This is a genomic window from Phycicoccus sp. Soil802, assembly GCF_001429605.1.
Taxonomy (GTDB): Bacteria; Actinomycetota; Actinomycetes; order Actinomycetales; family Dermatophilaceae; genus Pedococcus.
In genome coordinates, this window is record NZ_LMSS01000002.1 from 1 (window position 1) to 23,107 (window position 23,107).

The 23,107-nt window shown below is 72.8% G+C and carries 18 protein-coding genes and 1 pseudogene; 8 read left to right on the forward strand and 11 right to left on the reverse strand.

The features are described from left to right. Positions 1–101: 101 nt before the first annotated feature. The 3 genes and pseudogenes from ASG91_RS03495 to efeU all read right to left on the reverse strand — a co-directional run. A pseudogene (locus ASG91_RS03495) lies at positions 102–1,058 on the reverse strand (Dyp-type peroxidase); the annotation flags it as partial. Beyond that, on the reverse strand, positions 1,055–2,188 hold the full coding sequence (gene efeO, locus ASG91_RS03500) for an iron uptake system protein EfeO (protein ID WP_056921269.1): 1,134 nt from the start codon (positions 2,186–2,188) through the stop codon (positions 1,055–1,057). The gene efeO and the pseudogene ASG91_RS03495, both read right to left, overlap by 4 nt. Positions 2,189–2,218: 30 nt before the next feature. Beyond that, positions 2,219–3,073 carry an iron uptake transporter permease EfeU gene (gene efeU / locus ASG91_RS03505; protein WP_056921270.1) on the reverse strand — a complete coding sequence of 285 codons (855 nt, stop codon included), beginning with the start codon at positions 3,071–3,073 and terminating at the stop codon, positions 2,219–2,221. Positions 3,074–3,341: 268 nt separating this feature from the next. Between efeU and zwf the strand changes: the two genes are divergently transcribed. Beyond that, on the forward strand, positions 3,342–4,772 hold the full coding sequence (zwf, locus tag ASG91_RS03510; RefSeq protein WP_235544106.1) for a glucose-6-phosphate dehydrogenase: 1,431 nt from the start codon (positions 3,342–3,344) through the stop codon (positions 4,770–4,772). A 54-nt stretch (positions 4,773–4,826) separates the two neighbouring features. On the opposite strand, the gene pheA is transcribed toward zwf, so the two are convergent. Together pheA and ASG91_RS03520 are read right to left on the reverse strand one after the other, a co-directional pair. After that, positions 4,827–5,765 (reverse strand): prephenate dehydratase, encoded by a 939-nt coding sequence (pheA, locus tag ASG91_RS03515; protein WP_056921272.1) that lies wholly within the window; start codon positions 5,763–5,765, stop codon positions 4,827–4,829. Continuing rightward, positions 5,762–6,178, reverse strand: coding sequence for a DUF4446 family protein (locus ASG91_RS03520; protein ID WP_056921273.1), 417 nt, complete (start codon positions 6,176–6,178; stop codon positions 5,762–5,764). Before ASG91_RS03520 ends, pheA begins: the two co-directional genes overlap by 4 nt. A gap of 42 nt (positions 6,179–6,220) precedes the next feature. Here ASG91_RS03520 and ASG91_RS03525 point away from each other — a divergent pair, with 42 nt between their 5' ends. The 6 genes from ASG91_RS03525 (at position 6,221) to ASG91_RS03550 (ending at position 13,257) form a co-directional block, all read left to right on the forward strand. Then, entirely contained in the window at positions 6,221–6,841 is a 621-nt protein-coding gene (locus ASG91_RS03525) for a TMEM165/GDT1 family protein (RefSeq protein ID WP_056921274.1), read from the forward strand. A 212-nt stretch (positions 6,842–7,053) separates the two neighbouring features. After that, the gene (locus ASG91_RS03530) at positions 7,054–8,286 is read left to right on the forward strand and encodes a DUF1611 domain-containing protein (protein ID WP_157605986.1); all 1,233 of its coding nucleotides are present in this window, start codon (positions 7,054–7,056) and stop codon (positions 8,284–8,286) included. A 2-nt stretch (positions 8,287–8,288) separates the two neighbouring features. Further along, positions 8,289–10,085 carry an ABC transporter ATP-binding protein gene (locus tag ASG91_RS03535; RefSeq protein ID WP_056921276.1) on the forward strand — a complete coding sequence of 599 codons (1,797 nt, stop codon included), beginning with the start codon at positions 8,289–8,291 and terminating at the stop codon, positions 10,083–10,085. Then, positions 10,067–11,170 carry a CapA family protein gene (locus ASG91_RS03540; protein WP_056921277.1) on the forward strand — a complete coding sequence of 368 codons (1,104 nt, stop codon included), beginning with the start codon at positions 10,067–10,069 and terminating at the stop codon, positions 11,168–11,170. The genes ASG91_RS03535 and ASG91_RS03540 overlap by 19 nt, the downstream gene beginning before the upstream one ends. Continuing rightward, complete coding sequence (locus ASG91_RS03545) at positions 11,170–12,057, forward strand: hypothetical protein (RefSeq protein WP_056921278.1); 888 nt, start codon at positions 11,170–11,172, stop codon at positions 12,055–12,057. The genes ASG91_RS03540 and ASG91_RS03545 overlap by 1 nt, the downstream gene beginning before the upstream one ends. A 114-nt stretch (positions 12,058–12,171) precedes the next feature. Continuing rightward, complete coding sequence (locus ASG91_RS03550; RefSeq protein ID WP_157605989.1) at positions 12,172–13,257, forward strand: alpha/beta hydrolase; 1,086 nt, start codon at positions 12,172–12,174, stop codon at positions 13,255–13,257. Positions 13,258–13,274: 17 nt separating this feature from the next. Here ASG91_RS03550 and ASG91_RS03555 read toward each other — a convergent pair whose 3' ends face one another. The 4 genes from ASG91_RS03555 to ASG91_RS03570 all read right to left on the reverse strand — a co-directional run bounded on the left by ASG91_RS03555 (position 13,275) and on the right by ASG91_RS03570 (position 18,650). Continuing rightward, positions 13,275–14,690, reverse strand: a complete 1,416-nt coding sequence (locus ASG91_RS03555; protein WP_056921280.1) for an ATP-binding protein — start codon at positions 14,688–14,690, stop codon at positions 13,275–13,277. Then, positions 14,687–16,345, reverse strand: a complete 1,659-nt coding sequence (locus ASG91_RS03560; protein ID WP_056921281.1) for an FAD-dependent oxidoreductase — start codon at positions 16,343–16,345, stop codon at positions 14,687–14,689. The genes ASG91_RS03555 and ASG91_RS03560 overlap by 4 nt, the downstream gene beginning before the upstream one ends. 116 nt (positions 16,346–16,461) lie before the next feature. Next, positions 16,462–17,409: a D-2-hydroxyacid dehydrogenase family protein gene (locus ASG91_RS03565; protein ID WP_056921282.1), complete on the reverse strand. Its 948-nt coding sequence runs from the start codon at positions 17,407–17,409 to the stop codon at positions 16,462–16,464. Next, positions 17,406–18,650, reverse strand: a complete 1,245-nt coding sequence (locus ASG91_RS03570; protein WP_082593886.1) for a glycosyltransferase 87 family protein — start codon at positions 18,648–18,650, stop codon at positions 17,406–17,408. The genes ASG91_RS03565 and ASG91_RS03570 overlap by 4 nt, the downstream gene beginning before the upstream one ends. Positions 18,651–18,691: 41 nt before the next feature. Between ASG91_RS03570 and ASG91_RS03575 the strand changes: the two genes are divergently transcribed. After that, a complete protein-coding gene (locus ASG91_RS03575) occupies positions 18,692–20,890 on the forward strand; it encodes a hypothetical protein (RefSeq protein ID WP_082593887.1) in 2,199 nt (732 codons plus the stop codon). Here ASG91_RS03575 and ASG91_RS20505 read toward each other — a convergent pair. Then, on the reverse strand, positions 20,823–22,331 hold the full coding sequence (locus ASG91_RS20505; protein WP_056921283.1) for a DUF2029 domain-containing protein: 1,509 nt from the start codon (positions 22,329–22,331) through the stop codon (positions 20,823–20,825). The two genes, ASG91_RS03575 and ASG91_RS20505, sit on opposite strands and share 68 nt — an antisense overlap. Positions 22,332–22,338: 7 nt before the next feature. Next, positions 22,339–23,079, reverse strand: a complete 741-nt coding sequence (locus tag ASG91_RS03585; RefSeq protein WP_056921284.1) for a glycosyltransferase — start codon at positions 23,077–23,079, stop codon at positions 22,339–22,341. Positions 23,080–23,107: the final 28 nt, after the last annotated feature.

Consider the following 23,107-nt stretch of genomic DNA (forward strand, 5'->3'; position numbering starts at 1 on the left):
GAACCTTCAGCAGTTCCACTCCACCGCGGGAGGCCCTCCCACGTCATCCCCTCAGATCGAGGAGTCACACTCCCTCAACCAACGTGCCCGGTCAGTACACCTAGCGGGGCGCCCTCGCCCTTGTCGCGGCCGATGATGTCCTGCTGCTCCTGCAGCGGGGTGCGGTCCCAGATCTCGATGTGCATCCGGATCCGGCGGGCGACCAGGTACGAGCCACCGGACATCCAGGCGCTGGCCCCGGGCACGTCCGCGGGCTGCACCCACACGTGCTCGTCGAGCGCGTCGGCATCCTCGGCCTTGAGGTTGTTGGTGCCGTCCTTGAAGCCGAACATGTTGCGCGGGGTGACCTGGCTGCGGGTGGTGGACGACGTGCGCCCGAAGCCGAGCTGGCTCCACCGCACCGCCACCACGCCGAAGCCCATCCGCACCAGGTTGCGCACCGCGTGCACGGCGACCTGCGGGTCGTTGGCGCAGGCCTGGATGCAGAGGTCGCCGCCGCTGCGAGCCGGGTCGAGGTCGTCGCCGACGAACCCGGGCAGCTCCTCGAGCGCGGCCGGCTTGCGGTCGGCGAGGCCGAACCGGTCGTCGAACAGGGAGGGGCCGTAGCCGATGGTGATGGTGAGGTCGGAGGCGTCCAGGTCGTAGGCCTCTCCGGTGTCCTCGGGGGCGCGGTAGGGACCGCCACCCACGACCCCGCCCGGAGCCGCCTCGGCGCCCGCGGTCATCCGCTCGGCCGCGCGGGTCCAGGCCTTGAGCATGGCCGCGAGGGCGGCGCGGTCCTGGGTGACCACGTCGAGCGCGACGAAGTGCATCCGGTCCTGGGCCGGCGTGACGATGCCGGCCTGTCGCTCACCACGGAACGCCACCATGTCGTTGGTGGACTCAGCGTCCGTGCCGGTGGGGTCACCCCCGGACCGGGCGTCGGCACGGTCGTGCGACACGGCATACGCACCTCCGACACCGGCCACGGCGCCGGCCACGGCGCCGGCCACGGCTGCGCCGGCGCCGACGCCGAGGAGGCGGCGGCGCGAGACCTGGCTGGTCGTCTCGTCGCTCACGAGGAGGCGACCACGCCGGCGACCTGCGAGATCGGCTCACTCAGGGCGTCGAGGGCCACGGTCAGGGACCGGACCTGGTCCTTCGACAGGGCGGTGTAGAGCACGAAGCCACCGTCGGTGCGGTGCGTGTCGAGCTCGGCGTCGAGCGCCGCGAAGCGGGCGTCGATGTCGGTGAGGAGCGCGGCGTCCCGGGCCTTGAGGACCGGGCGGAGGGCGTCGATCGCGGCCTTCGAGCCCTTGACGTTCTCGTCGAAGTCGTAGAGGTCGGTGTGGCTGTAGCGGTCCTCCTCACCGGTGATCTTGCCGGTGGCCACCTCGTCGAGCAGTGCCTTGGAGCCGTTGGCGAGCTGGAGCGGGTTGAGCTTCACGGCCTTCGCCTTGGCGACGATCTCCTTGACGTCGACGAGGAGCTTGTCGGCGATCGCCGCGGAGTCGGGCTGGAGGCCGTCGACCCACAGGTCCTTCTCGAGGCGGTGGAAGCCGGTGAACTCCATGCCCTCCTCGACGACGTCCGCGCGGCCGTCGATCATCGGGTCGAGGTCGCCGAACGACTCGGCCACGGGTTCGATCCGCTCCCACGGGCCACGGGCCACAGGGAACGCCCGCTTCGCCTCGGCGACCTTGCCGGCCTTCACGAGGTCCACGAACTCGGTCGTGCGGGCCAGCAGCTCGTCCGACTGGGCGGACACGAAGGACTGGTACTCGGTGACGGCCGCGGCCATCGCGGCGTCGGGTGCCTGGCTGGCCGCGGTGCCGGTGACGGTGAAGGCGGCGCGGATCCCCTTGCCCTTCATGCCCGGCTTGCAGGCGGTCTGGTAGGTGCCGGGCGTCGAGACGTCCACGTGGAAGGCGCGGGTCAGGCCGGGGGTGATGTTCTCGACCTCACCCATGATCTGGTCGCCCTCGCCGTAGACGTAGAACTCGTTGACCTTGGAGCCGGTGTTGCGGACGGTGAACTGGATCGTGCCCGCGGCCGCCTCGGTGCGCTCGACCTTGCACGCCGTGTCCGTGGCCTCGACCGCGATCGGGCCCTTCGCGCTCGTGGTGGCGGTCTGGTCGGCGCCGCTGCAGGCTGCGGTGGCGAGGAGGACGGCCAGGCCGAGGCCGGCGTGGACGGGGGTGCTGCGCATGAGGCTCCTTGGTGGGGCGGCTGGGGACGTTCAGCGGGAGGTGCCGGCGGTCGCGGCGGCGGGGCTGGCCGGGGCGGGTGCGGTCCGCGCCGGCCGGAGGAAGAGGGTCATCACGACGACGAGGTAGAGCGTCCAGGCGATGGCCTGGAGCCAGGTCGTGTTGGGGGTGAAGTTCACCGTGCCCTTGAGGAGGGTGCCGTACCAGGAGTCGGGCGGGATCGCGCTGCTGACGTCGAACGCGAGGGTGTTCAGCCCGGGCAGGAAGGCCGCCTCCTGCAGGTCGTGGAGGCCGTAGGACAGGATCCCCGCCGCCACGACGATCAGCGCGACCCCGGTGTAGCGGAAGAACTTCGAGAGGTTGATCCGCACCGCCCCGCGGTAGATCAGGACGCCGAGGACGACGGCCACGGCGATCCCGACGACGAAGCCGACCAGCGGCTGCGAGGTGCCGGCCCCCGCGGTCTGCACGCTCGCGTAGAAGAACAGCGCGGTCTCCAGTCCCTCCCGGCCGACGCCGAGGAAGCCGACCAGGGCGACCGCCCAGCCGCCCACGGACAGGGCCTGGTCGAGCTTGCCCTTGAGCTCGCCGGAGATGGTGCGAGCCGCGGTGCGCATCCAGAACACCATCGCGGTGACGAAGGCGACGGCGAGGATCGAGGCGGACCCGCCGATCAGCTCCTGCGTCTCGAAGGAGAGCTGGCGGGTGCCGAAGGTGAGCACGGCGCCGATCGCCACGGAGAGCAGGACGGCCGCGGCCACCCCGGTCCAGACCTGCCTGAGCGCCCAGCGCCGGTCGGTCTTGACGAGGAACGCGACGAGGATGACGACGACGAGAGCAGCTTCGAGACCCTCACGGAGTCCGATGAGCGCATTGCTGACGAGCACGATGACCTGATTTCCGGCATACGGATCTTGCGTATTGGAACCAAGGTAAGCCTCACCTAAGCCCCTGCGTCAAATCTGTGGTCCGGCTGTGCACCCGGCGCCGAGCCGGAGCGGCCCGCGGCCGCGCTGCACGGCATACCGGCTGGACACCTAGGTGCGGCCATGCACGCCCGGTGCCATGATCGGGATCGTGCCCGAAGCCACGCCCCAGCGGCCCGCCCAGACGATCTCGTATCCCGCGGCTGACGCGCGCAGCTCGCGGGGCGCCATCGAGAAGGCGGACCCGCACGTCATCGTGCTGTTCGGGGCCACCGGCGACCTGGCTCGTCGCAAGCTGCTCCCGGGCCTGGCGCACCTCGCGGCGTCCGAGCTGGCGCCGGCGATCCGGGTCGTGGGGACCTCGCTCGAGGAGATGACCGACGAGCAGTTCCGGGAGTTCGCCCGCAAGGCGTGCGCAGAGTTCGGTGCCCACTCGCTGACGCCCGAGCAGTGGGACAAGTTCGACGACAACCTCGTCTACATCCCGCAGTCCGCCGGTCCCGAACCCCTCGCAGCCGCGGTGAAGAGCGCCGAGGAGTCACTCGGGCCGGACACCCTGCGGCTGCACTACCTCTCGGTGCCGCCGAAGGCCGCGGTCGCCGTGATCCAGATGCTGCGCGACGCCGACTTGGTCGCGCGCTCGCGGGTGGTCATGGAGAAGCCGTTCGGCACCGACCTCGAGAGCGCGATCGCGCTCAACAACACCGTCCACGAGACCTTCGACGAGAGCCAGGTCTTCCGGATCGACCACTTCCTCGGCAAGGAGGCGGCCCAGAACATCCTCGCGTTCCGGTTCGCCAACGGGCTGTTCGAGCCGATCTGGAACCGCAACTTCATCGACCACATCCAGATCGACATCCCCGAGACCCTCGGCCTGGACGAGCGGGCCAACTTCTACGAGGCCACCGGCGCCTACAAGGACATGGTCGTCACCCACCTGTTCCAGGTGCTGGCCTTCGTCGCGATGGAGCCCCCGACCGCCCTCGAGCCCCGGGCCATCTCCGAGGAGAAGAACAAGGTCTTCCGGTCGCTGCTGCCGATCGACCCCTCCGACGTCGTGCGCGGCCAGTTCGCCGGCTATACCGACCTCGACGGCGTCCCGAACGACTCCGACACCGAGACCTTCATCGCGCTCAAGGTCGGGCTGGACAACTGGCGCTGGGCCGGCGTGCCGTTCTACCTGCGCACCGGCAAGAAGATGGCCGAGGGTGCGCGGATCATCTCGATCGCCTTCAAGGAGGCACCGCGGTCGATGTTCCCGACCCACTCGGGCGTCGGCAACGCCGGTCCCGACCACCTCACCTTCGACCTGGCCGACGAGTCGAAGGTGTCGCTGTCGTTCTACGGCAAGCGGCCCGGCCCCGGCATGCGGCTGGAGAAGCTGTCGATGCAGTTCTCCACCCGCGAGACCGAGCGGGTCGGCGACGTCCTCGAGGCCTACGAGCGGCTGATCCTCGACGCCATGCGGGGCGACCACACGCTCTTCACGACGGCCGAGGGCATCGAGTCGCTCTGGGAGCGCTCGCAGCCGCTACTCGACAACCCGCCGGAGGCCAAGCCCTACCCCGCCGGCTCGTGGGGCCCGAACGCGATCCACCAGCTGATCGCGCCGCACGCGTGGCGGCTGCCGTTCGAGCGCGCCTGGCGCGAGAAGAAGTAGCGGTAGGAGCGACAACTTCCGGATATCCGGAAGTTTCGCTTCCAACGGACGGGGTCAGGCTCCGCGCAGGGAGTGCAGCCAGGCCCGGGCCTCGCCGAACGCCGCGTCGCTGGTGTGCGGCGTGACGCGGACCGCGGTGCCGTGCGCGGCGGGGTAGCTGCCGAGGAACCGGACGTCGGCGCACACCCGCTTGAGGCCGAGCAGCGCCTCACCGACCCGCTCGTCGAGCACGTGTCCCTCGATGTCGATCGAGAAGCAGTAGTCGCCCATCGACGACTTGGTCGGACGTGACTCCAGCCGCGACATGTTGATGCCGCGCACCGCGAACTGCTCCAGGAGCTCGAGCAACCCACCCGCGTGGTCGTCGCGCTGGAACAGCACCAGCGTGGTCTTGTCGGCACCGGTGCGCTGGGGCAGCTGCCCGGGGCGGGCCACCGAGACGAACCGGGTCACCGCGGCGGCGTTGTCGCCGATGCCCTCGGCGAGCACCTCGAGCCCGTGGTTCAGCGCCGCGACCGGTGCACACACCGCCGCCTGGTATGCCGCCTGCGCACCGTCGGGGCCGGCCAGCCCGGCCGCCGCGGCGGCCGTCGACAGCGTGGGGACGTAGGCCGCGTCGGGCAGGTGGGTGCTCATCCAGCCGCGGACCTGGGCCCACGCGTGGCTGTGGGTGCCGACGGCGCGGACCTGGCCGAGCGGCATACCGGCCGGCGCAGCCAGCACGAAGGTGATCGGGACCAGCACCTCACCCACGACGACCAGCGGCTCGCCGCTGGCGAGGGCGTCGAGGGTGGCACTCACGCCGCCCTCGACCGAGTTCTCGATCGGCACCATGGCGGCGTCGACGTCGCCCGCGCGCAGGGCGTTGAGGGCGGCCTCCACCGACGGGAGCGGCACGTGCTCCTGCCCCTGGGCAGGCCCCCAGGCCTGCAACGCCATCTGGGTGAAGGTGCCGGCGGGGCCGAAGTAGCCGTGTCTGGTCACGGAGGTCATGCTCCTTGCGATCCGGTGCGGGCAGCGGCGAGTGCCTGCTGCTCCTCGGGAGTCAGGGTCGCGTCGGAGCCGCCACCCACGATCCCCTTGGCGTAGGTGCGGGACTCACCGCGGGCGTGGATCGAGGAGAACACCAGCCCGTCGCCGCGGTCGTCGACGACGGCGGCGCTGAACGAGAGCCGCCCACCCATGTCGCCGAAGGCGTCGTAGCGCACGACCGCGACGTGTCGCAGCGCCTGCGCGATGTCGGCGCGCAGGGCGGCGAGGTCGCCGGCGCCGACCGGACGCTGCCCTTCGAGCAGACGCAGCTGGCCGCGCACCCGGGTGAGGACGACGACGACGAGCAGGGCCACCAGCAGCGCGAGGCCGGCCACGGCGAGCGCGGCCACGGCGAGGGTCTGGGGGTCGGACACCCCGTCAGCGTATTGGGGCGCCGCGGATACAGTCGACGCGATATGGATTTCGACCTCGCGACCATGGCCATCGTCTTCGGGGCGATCTTCCTCGTCGAGCTGCCCGACAAGACGTTCATCGCGACCCTGGTGCTGGCCACCCGGTTCCGGCCGCTGTACGTGTGGATCGGCGTGTGCCTGGCGTTCGCCGTCCAGACGATCGTCGCCGTGACGGTGGGTGGCCTGCTGGCCCAGCTGCCGAAGCGACCGGTGGAGGTCTTCGCGGCCGTGCTGTTCCTGGTCGGCGGAGTCATCCTCATCCGCGGCGCGGGCCAGGCCGACGAGGAGGAGGCCGAGACCGAGGAGGAGTTCTCCCACAAGGGGGCCGCGACCGCGGTCGGCCTCCGCGCGGTCGGTGTCTCGTTCGGCGTGCTCTTCCTCGCCGAGTGGGGTGACCTCTCGCAGCTGCTGACCGCCTCGATGGTGCTCCAGTTCAAGGAGCCCGTATCGGTCTTCATCGGAGCGTTCCTCGCCCTCGCCACGGTCTCGGCGCTCGCGGCGGTGCTCGGCCGGGCGCTCCTCGCCCGGGTCAGGCTGGCCACGATCCGCCGGATCGGCGGGGGCGTCTGCCTCCTCCTGGCGGCGCTGACCGTCCTGCAGGTCTTCGAGGTCATCTCGATCTGAGGCGGGCGCACGCGGTTCCGCGCTGCCCAACCCACGGACAGCCCGCGTCACTCATTCTCGCTCGACGTCTCTCTATCCCTTGAGCGAGCCGTCGTCACGCGGTCATCAGGACCGGTGACCGCGTCGCTGGTGTCGTCGTGCCTGCTGCGGGCCGACGGGGGTCCGGAAGGCCTTGGGCCGGCGGGGGCTCGCAGCGAAACCAAGGAGGGGTCATGTCTCGACAACACGTGTGGGTGCGACCGCTGGACGCCGGGACCAGCGCCCGGGCCCGGCAGAGCTTTGCCACCCGGCGGGTGCCTGCCTCGGCGATGCGGACGCTGGTCGGCGGTGCCGTCCGGCCGCGCTCGGGGGACGTCGTGCTGGCGCGGGTCGAGCGGCTGGGCCACCACCGCCGGATCGAGCAGCCGAACGGACGGCGCAGCGCGCTGCACCTGGACGACACGGTGGTCGTGGCGTACGCCGACCGCTACGCCACTGACCAGTTCGAGTCGCACGTGCCCCGCTCGCTCGGGCGGGTCCAGCTCGTGGCCTCCGGCGGGATCGCCTCGCAGGCCCTCTCCCAGAGCAGGTCGGTACGACGCGCCACCGACATCGTCCCCCTGGGGCTGGTCGGTGACGAGTTCGGCCGACCCCTCAACGTGTGGGACTTCCGGATGCCGGATGTCGTGCCGCCCGCCGAGCGCCCCCGGACCGTCGCCGTCATCGGCACCTCGATGAACGCCGGCAAGACGACGACCATGCACTACCTGCTGCACGGCCTGAGCAAGATCGGGGTCAACCCCGGCTCGGTCAAGGTCACCGGCACGGGGTCAGGCAACGACTACTGGGTGATGCTGGATGCCGGCGCGCACCGGATGCTCGACTTCACCGACGCCGGACTCGCCTCGACGTTCCGCCAGCCGATCCCCGTGCTCGAGTCGGTGATGACCCAGCTCGTGGCCCAGCTGACGACGGCCGGCTGTGGGGTGAACTTCGTCGAGATCGCGGACGGTGTCTTCCAGGACGACAACCGGATGCTGCTGACGTCGCCGGTCGTCCACGACCTGCTCGACGTGGTGGTGCTGGCCGCCTCCGACGCGATGGGTGCCGCCTACGGGGTCGCCCACCTGCGCGAGCTCGGGTTCGAGGTGGCGGCGGTCTCCGGCATGCTCACGCGCTCTCCGCTCGCGATCCGCGAGACCCAGGAGGCCACCGGCCTGCCGGTGTGGGGAATCCCCGAGCTCCAGGCACCCGAGCTGGTCATCCCGGTCCTGGGCATCGACCCGACGCTGGCCAGGCAGCCCGAGCCGCCGCCCCCGGCTGCCTGGCCGATCGAGCTGGAGGGCCTCGACCCCGAGCTCATCGAGCTGGCGGACGCCGAGCTGGTGGACGCTGAGCTGGCGGACGCCGAGCTGGTGGGCCCGGGCAGGCACGAGTCCGGCTCCCTGCTCCACCGGGCGGGCTGACCGTGGACGCACCACCGCCCCACGCGCCGCCCACCGGCACCCCTCGCCGCGCCGACCTGAAGGTCCAGGGCGCCGGAGCCACCGCCGACCGGGACCGCTTCCGGGTCTCCCGCGTGGCGATCTGGGGGGTCGTGGCCCTCGGCCTGGCCCAGGGCGCCTGCCTGCTCTCCTTCATCCTGCTGCTGTCGAAGGTCGTCGAGCTGCTCGAGCCGACCGGCGTGGGGTTCGCCGCCGAGCGCGAGTACCGCCAGTCGCTGGTGGCGTGTGCGGTCCTCGCCGGCCTCGGCGTCGCCCTGGGCGTCCTCCGGGCGGTCGAGTTCTCGGTCACCGAGCGGGCTGGCTACGCGGTGGTGCGCCGCCTCCGGATGGAGATGTACGCCCACCTCCAGCGGATGCTGCCCGCCCACCTGCTCCACCGCGCTCGCGGTGGGTTGCTGCTCCGCCTCACCGGCGACCTGAGCATGCTGCGGATGTGGCTGAGCCGCGGTCAGCTGCAGGGGTGCTCGGCTGCCATCACCCTGGCGGCCGGGCTCGTCGCGGCGTTCATCCTCAGCTGGCCGATGGCCTGCTCGTTGCTGGCGGTCCTGTCGCTCGGGGCGGTGGCCTCGCTCTCCAGCGGCCAGGCGATGCGCTCGGCCACCCGCACGATGCGGCGCCGGCGTTCGCTGGTCATCGGCAACATCGCCGAGCAGATCAACGCCCTGGCCGTGACGCAGGTGGCCGGTCGCACCGGGGGCGAGTTCGCGAGGCTGTCGCGGCAGAACGACTCCCTCAACCGCGCGCTCGTGCGGGTCGCGAACCTCCGAGGTCGGCTCCGTGGCCTGGCCACCGGCACCAGCATGGTCGCCACCGCCGCCGTGGTGGCCACCGGCGTCGTCGAGGCCCGGCGCGGCGAAGTCCTGCCGGCCACCGTGCTCCTCGAGGTCCTGGTCGCCCGGTTCCTCACCCGCTCGGTGCGCACCCTCGGGCTGATGCACGACTACTGGCACCGGGGCACCGTCTCCCGACAGAAGATCCTCGACTTCCTCGCCAGCTCGAGCCGCGGCATCGAGAGCTCGCTGCTTGCTCCCCTGCGGGTCCGGCGCGGCGAGATCCGGTTCAACGACGTGACCGTCGAGGGAGCGCTGGACGGGCTGACCGTCCTGGCGGAGCCCGGGACGGTCGTGGCGATCACCGGCCGGGCCGGCTCGGGGGCGACCGCCGTCCTCGACGTGGTGGCCCGGCTCGTGGACCCGGACGGTGGCGCGGTCATCATCGACGACCAGGACCTGGCCGAGACGTCTCCCAGCTCCATCGGACGCGCCGTCGGGATGGTCGGCCCCGACCTTCCCCTGATGCGCGGGACGGTCACCCGCAACCTCACCTACTCCGCCAGGTCGTCGACGCCGGCGGAGGTCCAGCGCGTCGCCTTCGGGCTGGGTCTGCACCAGACCCTCGGCCGGGTGGGTGCCGACGGGGTGGACGAGTGGCTCGTCGAGGGCGGGCAGAACGTCTCGCCGGCCGACCGGCAGCTCATCGCGGTGGGTCGGGCCCTCATGGGCAACCCGCCGATCCTGCTCCTCAACCGGCCCTTCGAAGGCCTCGACCCGGCCAGCCGGATCCTCGCGCGCGCCATGGTGCTGCGCCACCGCGGCACGGTGCTGTGGTGCACGGAGGACCCGGAGGACCTCGCCGAGGCCGACGTCATCTGGGTGCTCGAGGGCGGCGTCCTCACCGAGGTGAAGGCGGGCAGCGCCTACCGCGCAGAGCAGTGGACCACCCGAAACCACGAGGAGAGCCGATGGCCCGCCACCACCTGACCCGCGACCGACGCCTGATGGCCTGGTTCACCGCCCTCACCACCCTGTGCCTCGGGGCGGTCGGGTGGCAGCTGGCGGTGGCCGCCCCGGCCGACCCGGAGGTCATCACGCGCACCGTCTCCGCAGGCGCGGACGGCCGCCTCGACCTGACCTTCACGGGCGACACGATGCTCGGCGACGGCGCCAAGCGGCTCATCGCGGCCGCGGGCTACGACGCCCCGCTCAAGGGGGTCCGGCCGCTCCTGGGCGGCGACGTCACCATCGTCAACGCCGAAGGACCCATCACGACCGTGGCCGAACCGGCCAACCCCGGCGCCAAGTACTCCTACGCCGTCCCGCCCGAGGGGGCGAACGCCCTGGCGCGCGCAGGCGTCGACGTCCTGGGGCTGGGCAACAACCACGCCATGGACCGCGGCGCGGCGGGGCTGAGCCAGACCCAGCAGTTCGCGCAGGCCGCGGGGTTGTCCACGTTCGGGGCCGGCGCGGACCTCGCGCAGGCCATGCGGCCCCTGGTCCTCGCCTCTCCCCAGGAGACCATTGCCGTGATCGGCTTCGGTGAGAACTTCGGGCCACTGCACCGCAGCACCCAGACCACGCCGGGCATGGTGCCGCTGAGCATCGAGCGGGTCGAGCGCGGCGTGCTCACGGCCAGGGCGGCCGGGGCGACGAAGATCGTGGCGTTCGTCCACTGGGGCGACAACTACGCCGACGTCAACGCCCAGCAGCGCTACTGGGCCGGCGTCCTCGTCGATGCCGGGTACGACGCGGTCATCGGCACCGGCGCGCACGTCCTCCAGCCGGTCGAGCTGGTGCGGGGCACCCCGGTCGCCTACGGCCTGGGCAACCTCGCCTTCGGTGCACCCGGCCGGTTCGCGAGCTACGGCAAGGTGGGGGTCGGCGCGGTCGCCCACCTCCGGTGGGACGCGACCGGGCGCGGCACGCTGCGCCTCGACTGCGTGCAGACCGACAACCTCCTCGACGGCTACGTCGCCCGTCCCTGCCCGCCCGTCACCCGGGCTGCCGCACAGCGCGTGCTCGGCACGACCGTGACGTGGACCAAAAACCAGGCGTCCCTCACGTTCTGATGCGAGCCAGCCTGATGCGACGCCCCCGACTGACCTGGATGGTGCTCCTCGTGACGTTCGCCGTGAGCGCGGCCTGTGGCCACCCGACTGACGACCCGTGGGAGCCGGGCGACACGGGGTCGTTCGTGTTCGCGCCGCCCGGCCGCACCCCGATCAAGGTCTGGTATGCCGTGGGCTCGGGTGACGTGGCCAGTGGCCGTGTCGTCGTGGTCATGCACGGCACCAACCGCAACGCCGCCGACTACCGGGACTCGTGGGTCCCGCTGGTCCGGCACCGCCCGTGGGTCGTCGTCGCACCGGAGTTCGCCCGCGACGACTTCCCGGGAGTGGCCGCCTACAACCTCGGTGGCATGGTCGACGACTCCGGGGAGCCGGTGCCGCAGTCCGCGTGGACCTTCTCGTACCTCGAGCCGCTGGTCGAGCAGGCCCGCGCGATGAGTGGGGTCCGGGAGCGCCGCTTCGACCTGTTCGGCCACTCCGCCGGCGCGCAGTTCGTCCACCGCTACCTCGAGTTCGTCCCGACCGCGCCGGTGCGACGGGCGGTCGCCGCGAACGCCGGCTGGTACACCGAGCCGGACCCCGGCGTCGACTTCCCCTACGGCGTGCGGGACGCCCCTCGACCCGTCGACCTGCCCGCCCTCTTCGCCCGTGACCTCACCGTCCTGCTGGGAAGTGACGACGTCGAGGAGGAGAACCTGCGACAGGACGCCGGTGCGAGCCGTCAGGGACCCACGCGGATCGACCGCGGCGAACGGTTCCACCAGGTGGCCAGCGACGAGGCTCGCGACCTCGACACCCCGTTCCGCTGGACCCTGCAGGTCGTCCCCGGGGTGGCCCACGACCACTCGCCCATGTCGGCCGCCGCGGCCGAGATCCTCGCCCGGTAGTCGCCCGGCGGTCGTCCGCCAGCCGCTCGCCAGCCGCTCGGGACGGCTTCGTAAGGCGAGCCGACCCCGCACCGTCTTTCGGGCACTCCCCCGATGAGAAAGCAGGCGGTCGCCATGAGCACCACCCAGACCCCGAGAGTCCACGACGCAGCCCACTCCGGGCACCACCGGGCCGGCCCCTCCGCAGCCCGGTCGCGCCGCAGGTGCCACACCCTCGCGCCCGCGCGGCGGCGGAAGCGGCCGGCGGCAGGTGTGCCGAGAGTGGGTGTGGCTCTGTGCCTCGTCGTCGGAGCCGGCCTGTCGGCGGACCAGGCCGACGCCGGCGTCGGCGCCACGCCGTCCAGCCGGACCTTCCGGATCGGCACCGCGCTCCTGGACTACTGCGGCAACGGCTCGGTGACGCACAAGGTCGGCTCGGTGCGTCGGGTCGTGTTCGTCGTCCACGGCAGCTCCGGCAACTACTGCGACCACGCCCGGTACGCGATGGACGCCGCCGAGGCGGCCGGCGTCCTCGGCAGCACCCTCGTCGTCGCGCCGTTCTTCCGGACCGACCCCGCGGCGAGCGGCGACCCACACCTGACCTGGGGATCGGGGTGGCGGGAGGGAGACCTGAGCACCAACGTCGAGGGCCCCCGGGTCTCGAGCTTCGCCGCCGTCGACCAGCTCGCCGGGACGGTGCGCCAGACCTTCGGCCCGGGCGTGCGCCTGGTGATCGTCGGCCACTCCGCGGGCGGCCAGCTCGTGCAGCGCTATGCCGAGGGCAGCGACGCGCCCTTCGCTGCCTTCGTGCCGATGAACCCGTCCAGCTACGCCTACCTCGGCGCGCAGCGGTGGCCCGGGACGACGACCCTCGACACCGTGGCGGGGTGCCCGGGCTACAACAGCTGGAAGTACGGTCTCGAGGACCTCAACACCTACATGAGCGGCCAGGGCGGCATCCGGGCGCGGTATGCCGGACACCGCGTCGCCCTCCTGCTCGGCAGCGCAGACACGGAGCGGGACGCCGACCTCGACACCGGGTGTTCAGCCGAGGCCCAGGGGCGCAACCGGCTGGACCGCGGGCAGCGGTTCCACGACCACCTCGCGGCCCAGCTGGGCTCCCAGCCGGCGGGCCACACCCTGGCGGTGGTGCCGGGAGTGGGCCACGACGGCCGGTCCATGATCGGCTCCGCCGCAGCCAGGGCCGTCCTCTTCCAGTAGGCGGAAGGGGGCCCGGGTCAGCCCTCGGCGGCTCGCAACGGCACGCGCACCCGCACCAGGGCGCCACCGCCGGCCCTCGGCTCGAGCGAGATCTCCCCACCGTGCCGCTCGACGATGATCCGGCGGGAGATGTCGAGCCCGAGCCCGGTGCCCTTGCCCACCTCCTTGGTCGTGAAGAACGGTTCGAACGCGTGCGCCGCCACGTCCTCGGGCACCCCCGGTCCGTCGTCGGCGACCTCGACCACGACGCCCGACGCCTCGCCCGCCGGCCCCGGCTCGGCGATGCGGACGGTGAGCCACAGGGTGCCGGAGCCCTCCATGGCGTCGACGGCGTTGTCGATCAGGTTGGTCCACACCTGGTTGAGCTCGCCCGGGATGGCCTCGACCCGGGGCAGGTCCGGCGCGTAGTCGCGCACCACGGAGATGCCGCCGCGCAGCTTGTGGCCGAGCATGACCAGGGTGCTCTCCAGGCCCTCGGTGACCTCGGTCTGCTGCACCAGGGCTCGGTCGAGCTGGGAGTAGGACCGCACTGCCCCGATCAGCTCGGAGACGCGGTGGGTCGCCTCGCGGATCTCGCCCAGGAGGCCGTCGACGGCCAGCGAGCTGGCCATCCACTCCAGGGCCGGCGCCAGCTGGCCGGGCTCGAGCCCCGAGGCGGCCCGGTCGAGCATGGCCACGTCGGCCCCGGCCGCCGCGAACGGTGGGGCGATGACCCAGTCACGGTCGACGTCGTGCCGCACCAGCCAGTCGGACAGCTCCTCCTCACGGTCGGCCGCAGCCACCGGATCGAGCTCGGCCCCTGCCTCGGCGAGCGACCGGCGCAGGGTGTCGAGGGCCACGAACTGCTCAGGCGTCGCGCCGCTCTCGGCCAGCCGCCGCAACGACGTCCCGAGCGTGTCGCTGGCCCGGTCGAGGGCGTCGACCGCCCGGGTCGCCGCCGACGCGGGGTTGTTGATCTCGTGCGCGAGGCCGGCGGCCAGGGTGCCGAGCGCCACCAGGGACTCGCGCTGGCGGGCCTTGGCCTCGATGCTGCGCACGGTGTTGACCAGCCCGGCGATCAGGTGGACGCCGAACGGGAACCACGCGCGGGCGGCCTCGCCCAGGGCCTTCGCAGGCACCTTGAGCATCCGGCCGGGGAGCACCCCGCGGGCGGTCGCCATGTAGACGCCGTGCGCGTCCCAGGCCTGGAAGCCACCGGCCCACTGACCGGGGTTGCTCATCACGCCCAGCTCGGTCTCCTGGTGGCCCACCCGGCGCCCGAGACTGAGCGACCCCTCGAGCAGCACCCACCAGAAGTCGGCCGGGGTCCCCTCGCGGAACGCGACGTCACCGGTGTCGAACGACCACTCGGTCCCAGCCGTCCAGAGCCGCTCGCGCTGCTCGGCGGAGAGCCCGTCGAACAACCCGATCCGCGCCAGCTCCTCAGCGCTCACGTCGTGGCCAGGAAGCGGTGCACGAGGTGGACGGCCATGCCACCCTCACCCACGGCCGAGGCGACCCGCTTCATCGAGTCGAGCCGCACGTCACCCGCCGCGAAGACACCCGGGACGCTCGTCTCCAGCGCGAAGGGGACCCGGTCCTCCGGCCACGACGACCGACCGGGTCGCTGCAGCAGCTCCGGCCCGGTGAGGACGAACCCGTGGTCGTCGCGCAGGACGTCGTCGCCCAGCCAGTCGGTGCGGGGCATCGCACCGATGAAGATGAACAGCCACGAGGTGTCGACCTCCTCCGTCGCGCCGGTGGCGCGGTCGCGCAGGGTCAGCGACTCGAGGTGCTCTTCCCCCCGGGCGGCGGCGACCTCGCACCCGACACGGACCTCGATGTTCGTGGCGGCCTCGATGCGGGCGACGAGGTACTGGGACATGGTGAGCTCGAGGCCGGCGCCGCGGACCAGCATCACCACCCGCTTGGCGTAGCGGGCGAGGTTGAGGGCCGCCTGCCCGGCGGAGTTGGCCGCCCCGACCAGGTAGACCTCCTCGCCCTCGCACTGGGCCGCCTCGCTGGCGGAGGCGCCGTAGTGCACTCCCCTCGCGCCCAGCTCGTCGAGCCCGGCGGCCTCGAGCCGCCGGTAGGAGACCCCCGTCGCGATGAGCACCGACCGGGCCTCCAGCTCATCCGCCCCGTCGATGACGACCGAGCGCACCGGCCCCTTCACCCGCAGCCCCACGGCCTCCCTGGCGACCACCATCTCGGCCCCGAACCGCGCCACCTGCGCGACCGCCCGGTGCGTCAGGTCGGCCCCGGACAGCCCCTTGGGGAAGCCGAGGTAGTTCTCGATCGAGGCGCTCTGTCCGGCCTGGCCGCCGGGGGCGTCGCGTTCGACCACGACGGTCCGCAGCCCCTCCGAGGACGCGTAGACCGCGGCCGCGAGGCCGGCCGGACCACCACCCACGATGCACAGGTCGTAGAGGGGCGCGTCGGCGAGCGTGTGCAGACCCAGGGCCGCCGCCACCTCGCGGTTCGTGGGGCTGCGCAGCGGCTCACCGTCGGGCAGCAGCACGAGCGGCAGGTCGTCCGGTCGCGCCCCGGCCAGCTCCACGAGCTCGGCCGCGCCGTCGTCCCGCTCGACGTCGAGCCACGCGTAGGGCACGTGGTTGCGGGTCAGGAAGGTCTTGACCTCCTGGCTGCGGTCGGACCAGCGGTGGCCGACCACCCGCACCTGGTCGGCGCTGTCGCGATGACCTTCCTGCCAGTCGCCGAGCAGGTCCTCCACGACCGGGTAGAGCTTGTCCTGCGGCGGGTCCCAGGGCTTGAGCATGTAGTAGTCGAGCCCGATGTCGTTGATGGCCTTGATGGCGACGTCGGTATCGGCGTAGGCGGTGAGCAGCAGCAGCTTGGTGTCGGCACTGATGGTGCGCACCCGCTCGAGCAGCTCGATCCCGGTCATCCCGGGCATCCGCTGGTCCGACACCACGAGGGCGACGGCCCGGCCCCGCAGGGTGAACTCGGTCAGCAGCTCCAGCGCCCCCGGGCCCGAGGTGGCACCGGCGACCCGGAAGTCCGCGCCGAACCGGTCGCGCAGGTCACGGGTGATCGCCTTGGACACCACGGGGTCGTCGTCGACGGCCAGGATCGTCGGCTTCGCCACGCTCGGAGGCTACCGGCAGCCCCCGTCGTGCGCCATGGTCCGGATGAGCCCTCGGGCGGACGTGGGTCGCGGCCATCGCTGGGGAATCCACGGCTCCAGCCCGGCGCACGCCTCGGTCAGACCACGTTCATCGGTGCTCCGGCGGCGAAGGCCAGGACCTGGTCGACGGCTGCGTCGTAGAGCCCCGCGATGACGTCGCGCTCGACGTAGCCGAGGTGGGGGGTCGCGGTGACCCCCGGAAGGGCCAGGAGCGGGTCGGCGGCGTCCAGCACCGGCTCGTGCTCGAAGACGTCCACCGCCGCTCGGCCGGGGCGCCCGGCCTCCAGCGCAGCCACCAGGGCGCCGGGCGCGACCAGGCCGGCCCGCGAGGTGTTCACGAACAGCGCGTCGGGCTTCATCAGGGCGAGGTCCTCGGCGGTGACCAGGCCGGTGGTGTCGGCGTTGAGCGGCAGGTGCACCGCCAGCACGTCGCACTCGCGGAAGAAGGCCTCGCGACTGGCCGCCGCGGCATACCCGGCCTGGGTCGCGCGCGTGCGCGAGCCCTCCCGCCCCCACACCACGACCCGCATGCCGAAGGCTCGCCCGACCTCGGCGACGAGGGCACCGATGCGGCCGAGGCCATAGACACCAAGGGTCTTGGCATGCAGGCCGACGCCGACCGTCGACTGCCACCGACCCTCGCGCAGCGCGGCGACCTCCTGCGGGAGCTGCCGCTGGGCGGCGAGGATGAGCGCCCAGGTCAGCTCGGCCGTCGCATGCGGGCCGCCCACCCCACCGGCGCTCACGACGATGCCCCGCGCGGCGAGCGCGGTGAGGTCGAGGTGGCTGGTGTTGCGACCGGTCTGGCTCACCAGCCGCACCGTCGACAGCCGCTCGACCACCTCGCGGGGCAGCCCCGTGCGTTGCTGCAGCAGCACCACGGCGTCGAACCCGTCCAGCCGCTGCACGAGCGCGTCTCCGGCCACCGAGTCGGTGAAGGCGACCACCTCGTGACCGGCCAGCCGCTGGGCGCACGGCAACGAGCCGAACGCGTCGGCGTAGTCGTCGAGCACCGCGACCCTCATGCCGGTTGCTCGGCGTGGTCCGGCACCACCGACGGGGTATGCCGTGCGGGCGGCACCCGATGGAGCGCCCACCAGAGCAGGGCGAGGGCGAGCAGCGACCCGAAGGTGTCGGCGTTCTGGAGCACGCGGCCGATCCAGCGCGGCCAGTCGGGGTGGCTCAGCCAGGTGATGCCCCACCACGGCATCCGGCAGAGGAAGAACGCCGTGACGACCCCCGCCGCGAGCAGCCGTCGGCGGTCGCGCAGCGGGTCGGCGCCGAGCACGGCGAAGATCACCACGACCATCCAGTGCAGGTGGTGGATCCAGGCGACGGGTGACAGCAGCACCGCCATCAGGCCCACGGCGGCGACCTCGCTGATCGAGTCACCGGCCCGGTAGGCGCGGCGGGCGAGCTGGAACCCGACGAAACCGACCACGGCGACCAGCACCAGCCAGAGCGCGTCGCCGACCAGCCCGTCGGGTCCGACCCGCAGGAGGAAGCCGCGGATGCTCTGGTTCGAGGTGCCCGCGTTCGGACCCAGGCGGGCCGGGTCCTGCAGCGCGCCACCCCAGAACGCGAACGACGCCTCCGGGAGCAGCAGCCAGGACCCCACGGTGACGGCGACGGCGGTCCCGACCGCGGTCGCCGCCTCCTTCCACCGCCGGTTCAGGAGGTAGTGGACGACGAAGACGCCGGGCGTGAGCTTGATCGACATGGCCAGCCCGACCAGCACGCCGGGTGGGATGCGCCGGAGCAGACCGGGGCGCGGGCGGCGCAGGTCCATCAGGCAGGCCAGCACCATGAAGGCGTTCACCTGCCCGAACCTGATCCCGTCCGACACCGGGTGCAGCCACAGCATCGGCACGGTGAGCAGGGCCAAGGTGATCGGCGCGCGGGTGCCGGTGCGGTGGATCAGGCGCCACCCGGCATACCAGACGATCGCGGCCGTGGCCGCGATCTGGGCGAGCGTCCACAGCCAGCCGACCGCGCCGAAGGGCAACAACGCCAAGGGAACCGCGAGGACGGCGGCGAACGGCGGGTAGGTGAACGGCAGCAGCTGGGGCGCCTCGGTCATCGCCGAGTAGATGGGTCGACCGGTGAGGATCGAGACGCCCGCCTCGCGGTAGACCTCGACGTCGACCTGCCACTGGTCCAGCGGCCAGAAGACCAGGTAGCGCAGCACCGGGATGGCCGCCCCGGCGAGGACCACGACCACCGCGAGCGCCCACCGGGCACGGGTGGGTGGGGTCGTGGTGGTCACGCCTCCATTCTGTCCTGCTGGCCGACCCGTAGCCTGTACGGGTGACCCGCCGCGCCAAGCACTCCCTCGTCGGCCTGTTCGCAACCCTCTTCGTCACAGTGCTGGCAGCGGTGCTGCCGGGGGCCAGCGCGAGCGCGGTGCCGAGCGCGGTCGACCCGAACCCGATCATCATCCTCGGCACCGGCGGGCTCACCTGGAGCGATGTCAGCGCCAAGGGCACGCCGTCGTTGTGGACGTTCCTGCGCGACGGGTCGACGGCCGCGGTCTCGGTGCGGTCGGTCTTCACCAACACCTGCCCGGTCGACGGCTGGCTCAGCCTATCGGCCGGCAACCGCGCGGCTGCCCCGGGCCCGGGCAAGAACGGCTCCCGCAAGACCACCGACCCGTGCCCGCCGATCCCGGTCGTGGACAGCGGGGTCGTGCCCGGCTGGAACGACTACGTCGCGGCCGCGGACGCCCTGAAGTTCGACTCGACGCTGGGCACCCTGGGCGAGCAGCTCGCCAGCAACAAGCAGTGCATCCAGGCGGTGGGCCCGGGGGCCGGACTCGGCGCCGCCTACCAGTCCGGCGCGGTCCCCCGGTATGCCGCGTACGACGCCTCCGCCCTCACCGGCCTCCTCACGGGGTGCCGGGTGACGCTGGTGGACGTCGGCTCGCTGCGCGACCCGGGCGACCTCCCCGCCAGCGAGGCCAGGTCCACGGCGGGGAGCCGGGCCGAGCAGGCCGCGGCGATCGACCAGCGCATCGGCGAGGTGCTGGCGGCCGCCCCGAGCGGCTCGGACCTCGTGGTGGCGAGCCTGTCCGACGCCGGGAGCAGCGAGCGGCTGCGGCTGGTCGCCGCCAAGGGCCCGCGCTTCGGCTCCGGCACGCTCTACTCCCCCTCGACCCGGCAGGACGGGCTGGTGCAGTCGGCCGACCTGACGGTCACCGCCCTGACCGCCGCGGGCGTGCCGATCCCCGACTCGCTCGGCGGGACCGCGCTGCGGCGGGGCGACGCCGACGGCGGGGAGGCCAGCAACTCCGACGCCGCCGCACAGGACCGCCTGCGCCAGCTGCTCGACTTCGACGAGGCCAGCCACGAGGTGCATCCACTGGTCCCGCCGTTCTTCAACGGAGTGGTCTACACCCAGATCGCGATCTACCTGTTGGCCGCGGTGGTCTGGCGGCGCGACTTCGGGTCGACCGACCTGCGGCTGCGGATGCTGCGGATCACCCGCCGGGTCGCGGTCGTGGCCTCGACGGTCCCCGCATCCACCTTCCTGGCGAACCTCATCCCGTGGTGGCGCTTCCCCATCCCGATGATCGCGGTCGTGCTCAGCGTCGGGCTGTTCGTGGCGATCATCTCGGCGGTCGCCCTGCTGGGCCCCTGGAGCCGCCGGCTGACCGGGCCGCTGGTCGTCGTGGCCCTCGCCACCCTGCTCGTGCTCGGCGGCGACGTGATGCTCGGGTCGCACCTGCAGATCTCGTCGCTGATGGGGCTGCAGCCCGTCGTCGGCGGGCGGTTCTACGGCATGGGCAACGTGACCTTCGCGCTCTTCGCGACCGCCGCCCTGCTGCTCTGCATCGCCGTCTCGAGCTACTACGTCAAGCGCGGCCAGCCCAAGCTCGCCGCCGTCGCCGCACTGGTGATCGGGCTGGCCGCGGTGGTCGTCGACGGCTACCCCGGGTGGGGCGCCGACGGCGGTGGCCCGCCCGCGCTGCTGCCCGGCCTGGCCTACCTCGTCCTGGCCATCCTCGGCATCAAGATGACGTGGAAGCGTGGCGCCATCCTGGCCGCCGCGACCGTCGGGCTGTTCCTGCTGGTCGGCTTCCTCGACTCGCTGCGTGGCGTCGAGAACCAGTCGCACCTGGGCCGGTTCTTCCGCTCGATCTTCGACGGTGGGGCGCTCGACATCATCACCCGCAAGCTGCAGCAGAACATCGACATCCTGTTCGGCAACTACCGGCTGTCGCTGCTCGTGCCGATCGCCCTGGTGTTCGTCATCTACATCCTGGCCCGGCCCACGTCGTGGGGCTCGCGGTCGCTGCAGCGGTCCTACGAGGCGTGCCCGACCCTGCGGCCGGGGCTCATCGCGCTGCTGGTCACGCTCACGATCGGCTTCGCCATCAACGACTCCGGGGTCGCGATCCCGGCCAACGGCGCCATCATCGCGGTGCCGCTGATCATCGCCGTCAGCGTCCGGGTGCTGGAGGACGAGGCTCGCTCGTCCGCGACGACCCGCGCGTCGCGGCGAGGGTGAGCCACCCCCAGACCAGCAGCCCGGCATACGGGACGGGGGTGCGCCGCACCCACAGCGACACCCGCTCGACCGTCGGGGTCATGCCCACCACCCGACCCGGCACGTAGGCGACGGCCATCGCCGCGAGGCGCACCAGGAGGATCGTGTCGAGCACGCTCGCGGCGAGCACCGGCAGGGTCGCCCAGGTGAGCAGGTCGTACCACGGCAGGGAGTAGGGGGCCGCGAGCGTGTAGGCCGTGCTGAGGACGAGCGTCCACCGGACCGCCGCGCCGGTGGAGGTCCCGGGCGCCAGGCCACGGGTGAGGCGGGCGAGCAGGACGACGAGCAGCAGCGCCACGGCAACGGCCAGCCAGGTGACCACGGTCCGGGCATCGCCGGAGGTGAGTGGCCCGGTGAGCAGCTCGTAGAGCAGCCGCCACGGGGTGGCGAACGAGATCGACCGGCGGGCCCGGTCGAGCTGGTCGAACACGTGCGGGCCGGCCCAGAGGTGCAGGGGCGCGACCACGACGACCGCCGCGGCGACGAACGTCAGGGCGCGACGGGTGAAGCTCGCCCGCTCGTGGGCCCACCACCCGACGAGGACGGCCAGGCCGACCACGCCGTAGGTGACCTTGCACGAGACCGCCAGCCCGGCGAACAGGCCGGCCGCGAGGGGGTTGCGGGCCGCCAGCACGAGGGCGGCCACGCCCAGCGCGGCAGCGACGAGGTCGACGTGGGCGCCCAGCACCCCGATGCCGAAGACGAGGGGGTTGAGGGTCCAGAGGGTGTCGACCCGACGCGCGGTCGCGCCCGAGCGCAGGAGCAGGAACCGCACCCCCAGCCAGGCCAGGACGACCAGGACCTGCCAGCACCAGACCGTCTCGCGCACGTTCGACCCGCCGAGGTGGGAGGTCAGGGTCTGCAGCAGGGTGGCGAACGGGCCGTAGACGCTGACCGTGTCGGTCCACGGCGGCTCGACCCCGGAGACCACGGGATCGGCGGGTGACCAGGCGCTCGGCGGGGTGAGGTAGGGGTCGCCGCCGAGGGCCGAGATCCGGCCGTAGGCGGCGTAGTTGGTGTGGTCGGCGGACCCGAACGGCCCGGTGAGCAGGGCCAGCACCCCGAGCGCGACCGGCACGGCCCAGCCACCAGGGGCGAGGCGGCGACGCGACCGCGCCGCGACCGCGCCGAGCATCCCGACCCCCGACACCACGGAGGGCTCTCCCTGGAGGCGGAGCCAGACCGCGACCGCGCCGAGCAGGTAGGCGGCCCACAGCAGGCCGGTGACCAGCGCCGGTGCCGGCGCCCACGCGAGGTCGCCCGGCGCCCAGCCACGCGGCCCGAGCCCGGGCTTGGCGGCGCTCTCCCCGGCCACCCCGACGAGGAGCAGCAGCCCGAACGACACGACCAGGGCGGGCGTCGCCACGCGGTCGCGGACGACGACCAGCCGGGGGGTGGTCATGACCCGGTCAGCGCAGCCCGCGACGGACCCGGCGGCGGGCCAGGGCGAGGGCGACGTCGCGGTACTGCTTGGCGCGGTGCACCTGCCCGCGCCAGTCGGCGCCGCTGACCCGGTGGTGCAGCTCGCACGGCACCTCCTCCACGCGCAGCCCGGCCATCAGGACGTCGACGGTGAGGCCGACCTCCACGCCCCACCCACGGGCCAGCGGGCTGGCGGCGTCGAACGCCGGGCGGGAGATGCACCGCATGCCCGACAACGGCTGCTGGGGGACGAACCCGGTGAGGTCCTCGATGCCCTTGCGGGCCAGCCGCACCACGAACCCGTGTCCGCCGCCCGCCGTCTTCTGGGGCGGCAGGGTGGCGATCGTCATGTCGGCGCGGCCCTCGAGCACGGGTGGCACGAGCACCCCGAGGTTCGCGGCGGTGCCCTCGAGGTCGCCGTCGACGAAGAGCAGCGGGCGTCGGCCGTCGGAGCCCCCCACCCGGCCCTCGACCCCTTCGTGGCGGGCGACGTAGCCGGCACCCGTGGTCATCGCGGCGGCCTTGCCCCGGTTGCGGGCGTGCCGCACCACCTCGGCGCCCGCTGCACGGGCGATCTCGGCGGTGTCGTCGGAGCTCCCGTCGTCGACGACGACGACCAGGTCCACGCCCGGTATGCCGCGCACCGCCCGGACCGTCGCGGCGATCCGGTCGGCCTCGTCCTTGGCCGGGATCACCGCGGCGACGGCCGGGGCCGGGTGCGCGGTCATGTCGGGTTCGCGGTCATGGGAGCGGCTG

Coding starts and splice junctions, on each gene's coding strand:
- ASG91_RS03565 (WP_056921282.1), bottom strand. CDS start 17,409: ATGAGGGTCGCGGTGCTCGACGACTACGCCGACGCGTTCGGCTCGTTG.
- ASG91_RS03525 (WP_056921274.1), top strand. CDS start 6,221: ATGGATTTCGACCTCGCGACCATGGCCATCGTCTTCGGGGCGATCTTC.
- ASG91_RS03540 (WP_056921277.1), top strand. CDS start 10,067: ATGGCCCGCCACCACCTGACCCGCGACCGACGCCTGATGGCCTGGTTC.
- ASG91_RS03550 (WP_157605989.1), top strand. CDS start 12,172: ATGAGCACCACCCAGACCCCGAGAGTCCACGACGCAGCCCACTCCGGG.
- efeO (WP_056921269.1), bottom strand. CDS start 2,188: ATGCGCAGCACCCCCGTCCACGCCGGCCTCGGCCTGGCCGTCCTCCTC.
- ASG91_RS03585 (WP_056921284.1), bottom strand. CDS start 23,079: ATGACCGCGCACCCGGCCCCGGCCGTCGCCGCGGTGATCCCGGCCAAG.
- ASG91_RS03530 (WP_157605986.1), top strand. CDS start 7,054: ATGTCTCGACAACACGTGTGGGTGCGACCGCTGGACGCCGGGACCAGC.
- pheA (WP_056921272.1), bottom strand. CDS start 5,765: ATGACCTCCGTGACCAGACACGGCTACTTCGGCCCCGCCGGCACCTTC.
- ASG91_RS20505 (WP_056921283.1), bottom strand. CDS start 22,331: ATGACCACCCCCCGGCTGGTCGTCGTCCGCGACCGCGTGGCGACGCCC.
- ASG91_RS03545 (WP_056921278.1), top strand. CDS start 11,170: ATGCGAGCCAGCCTGATGCGACGCCCCCGACTGACCTGGATGGTGCTC.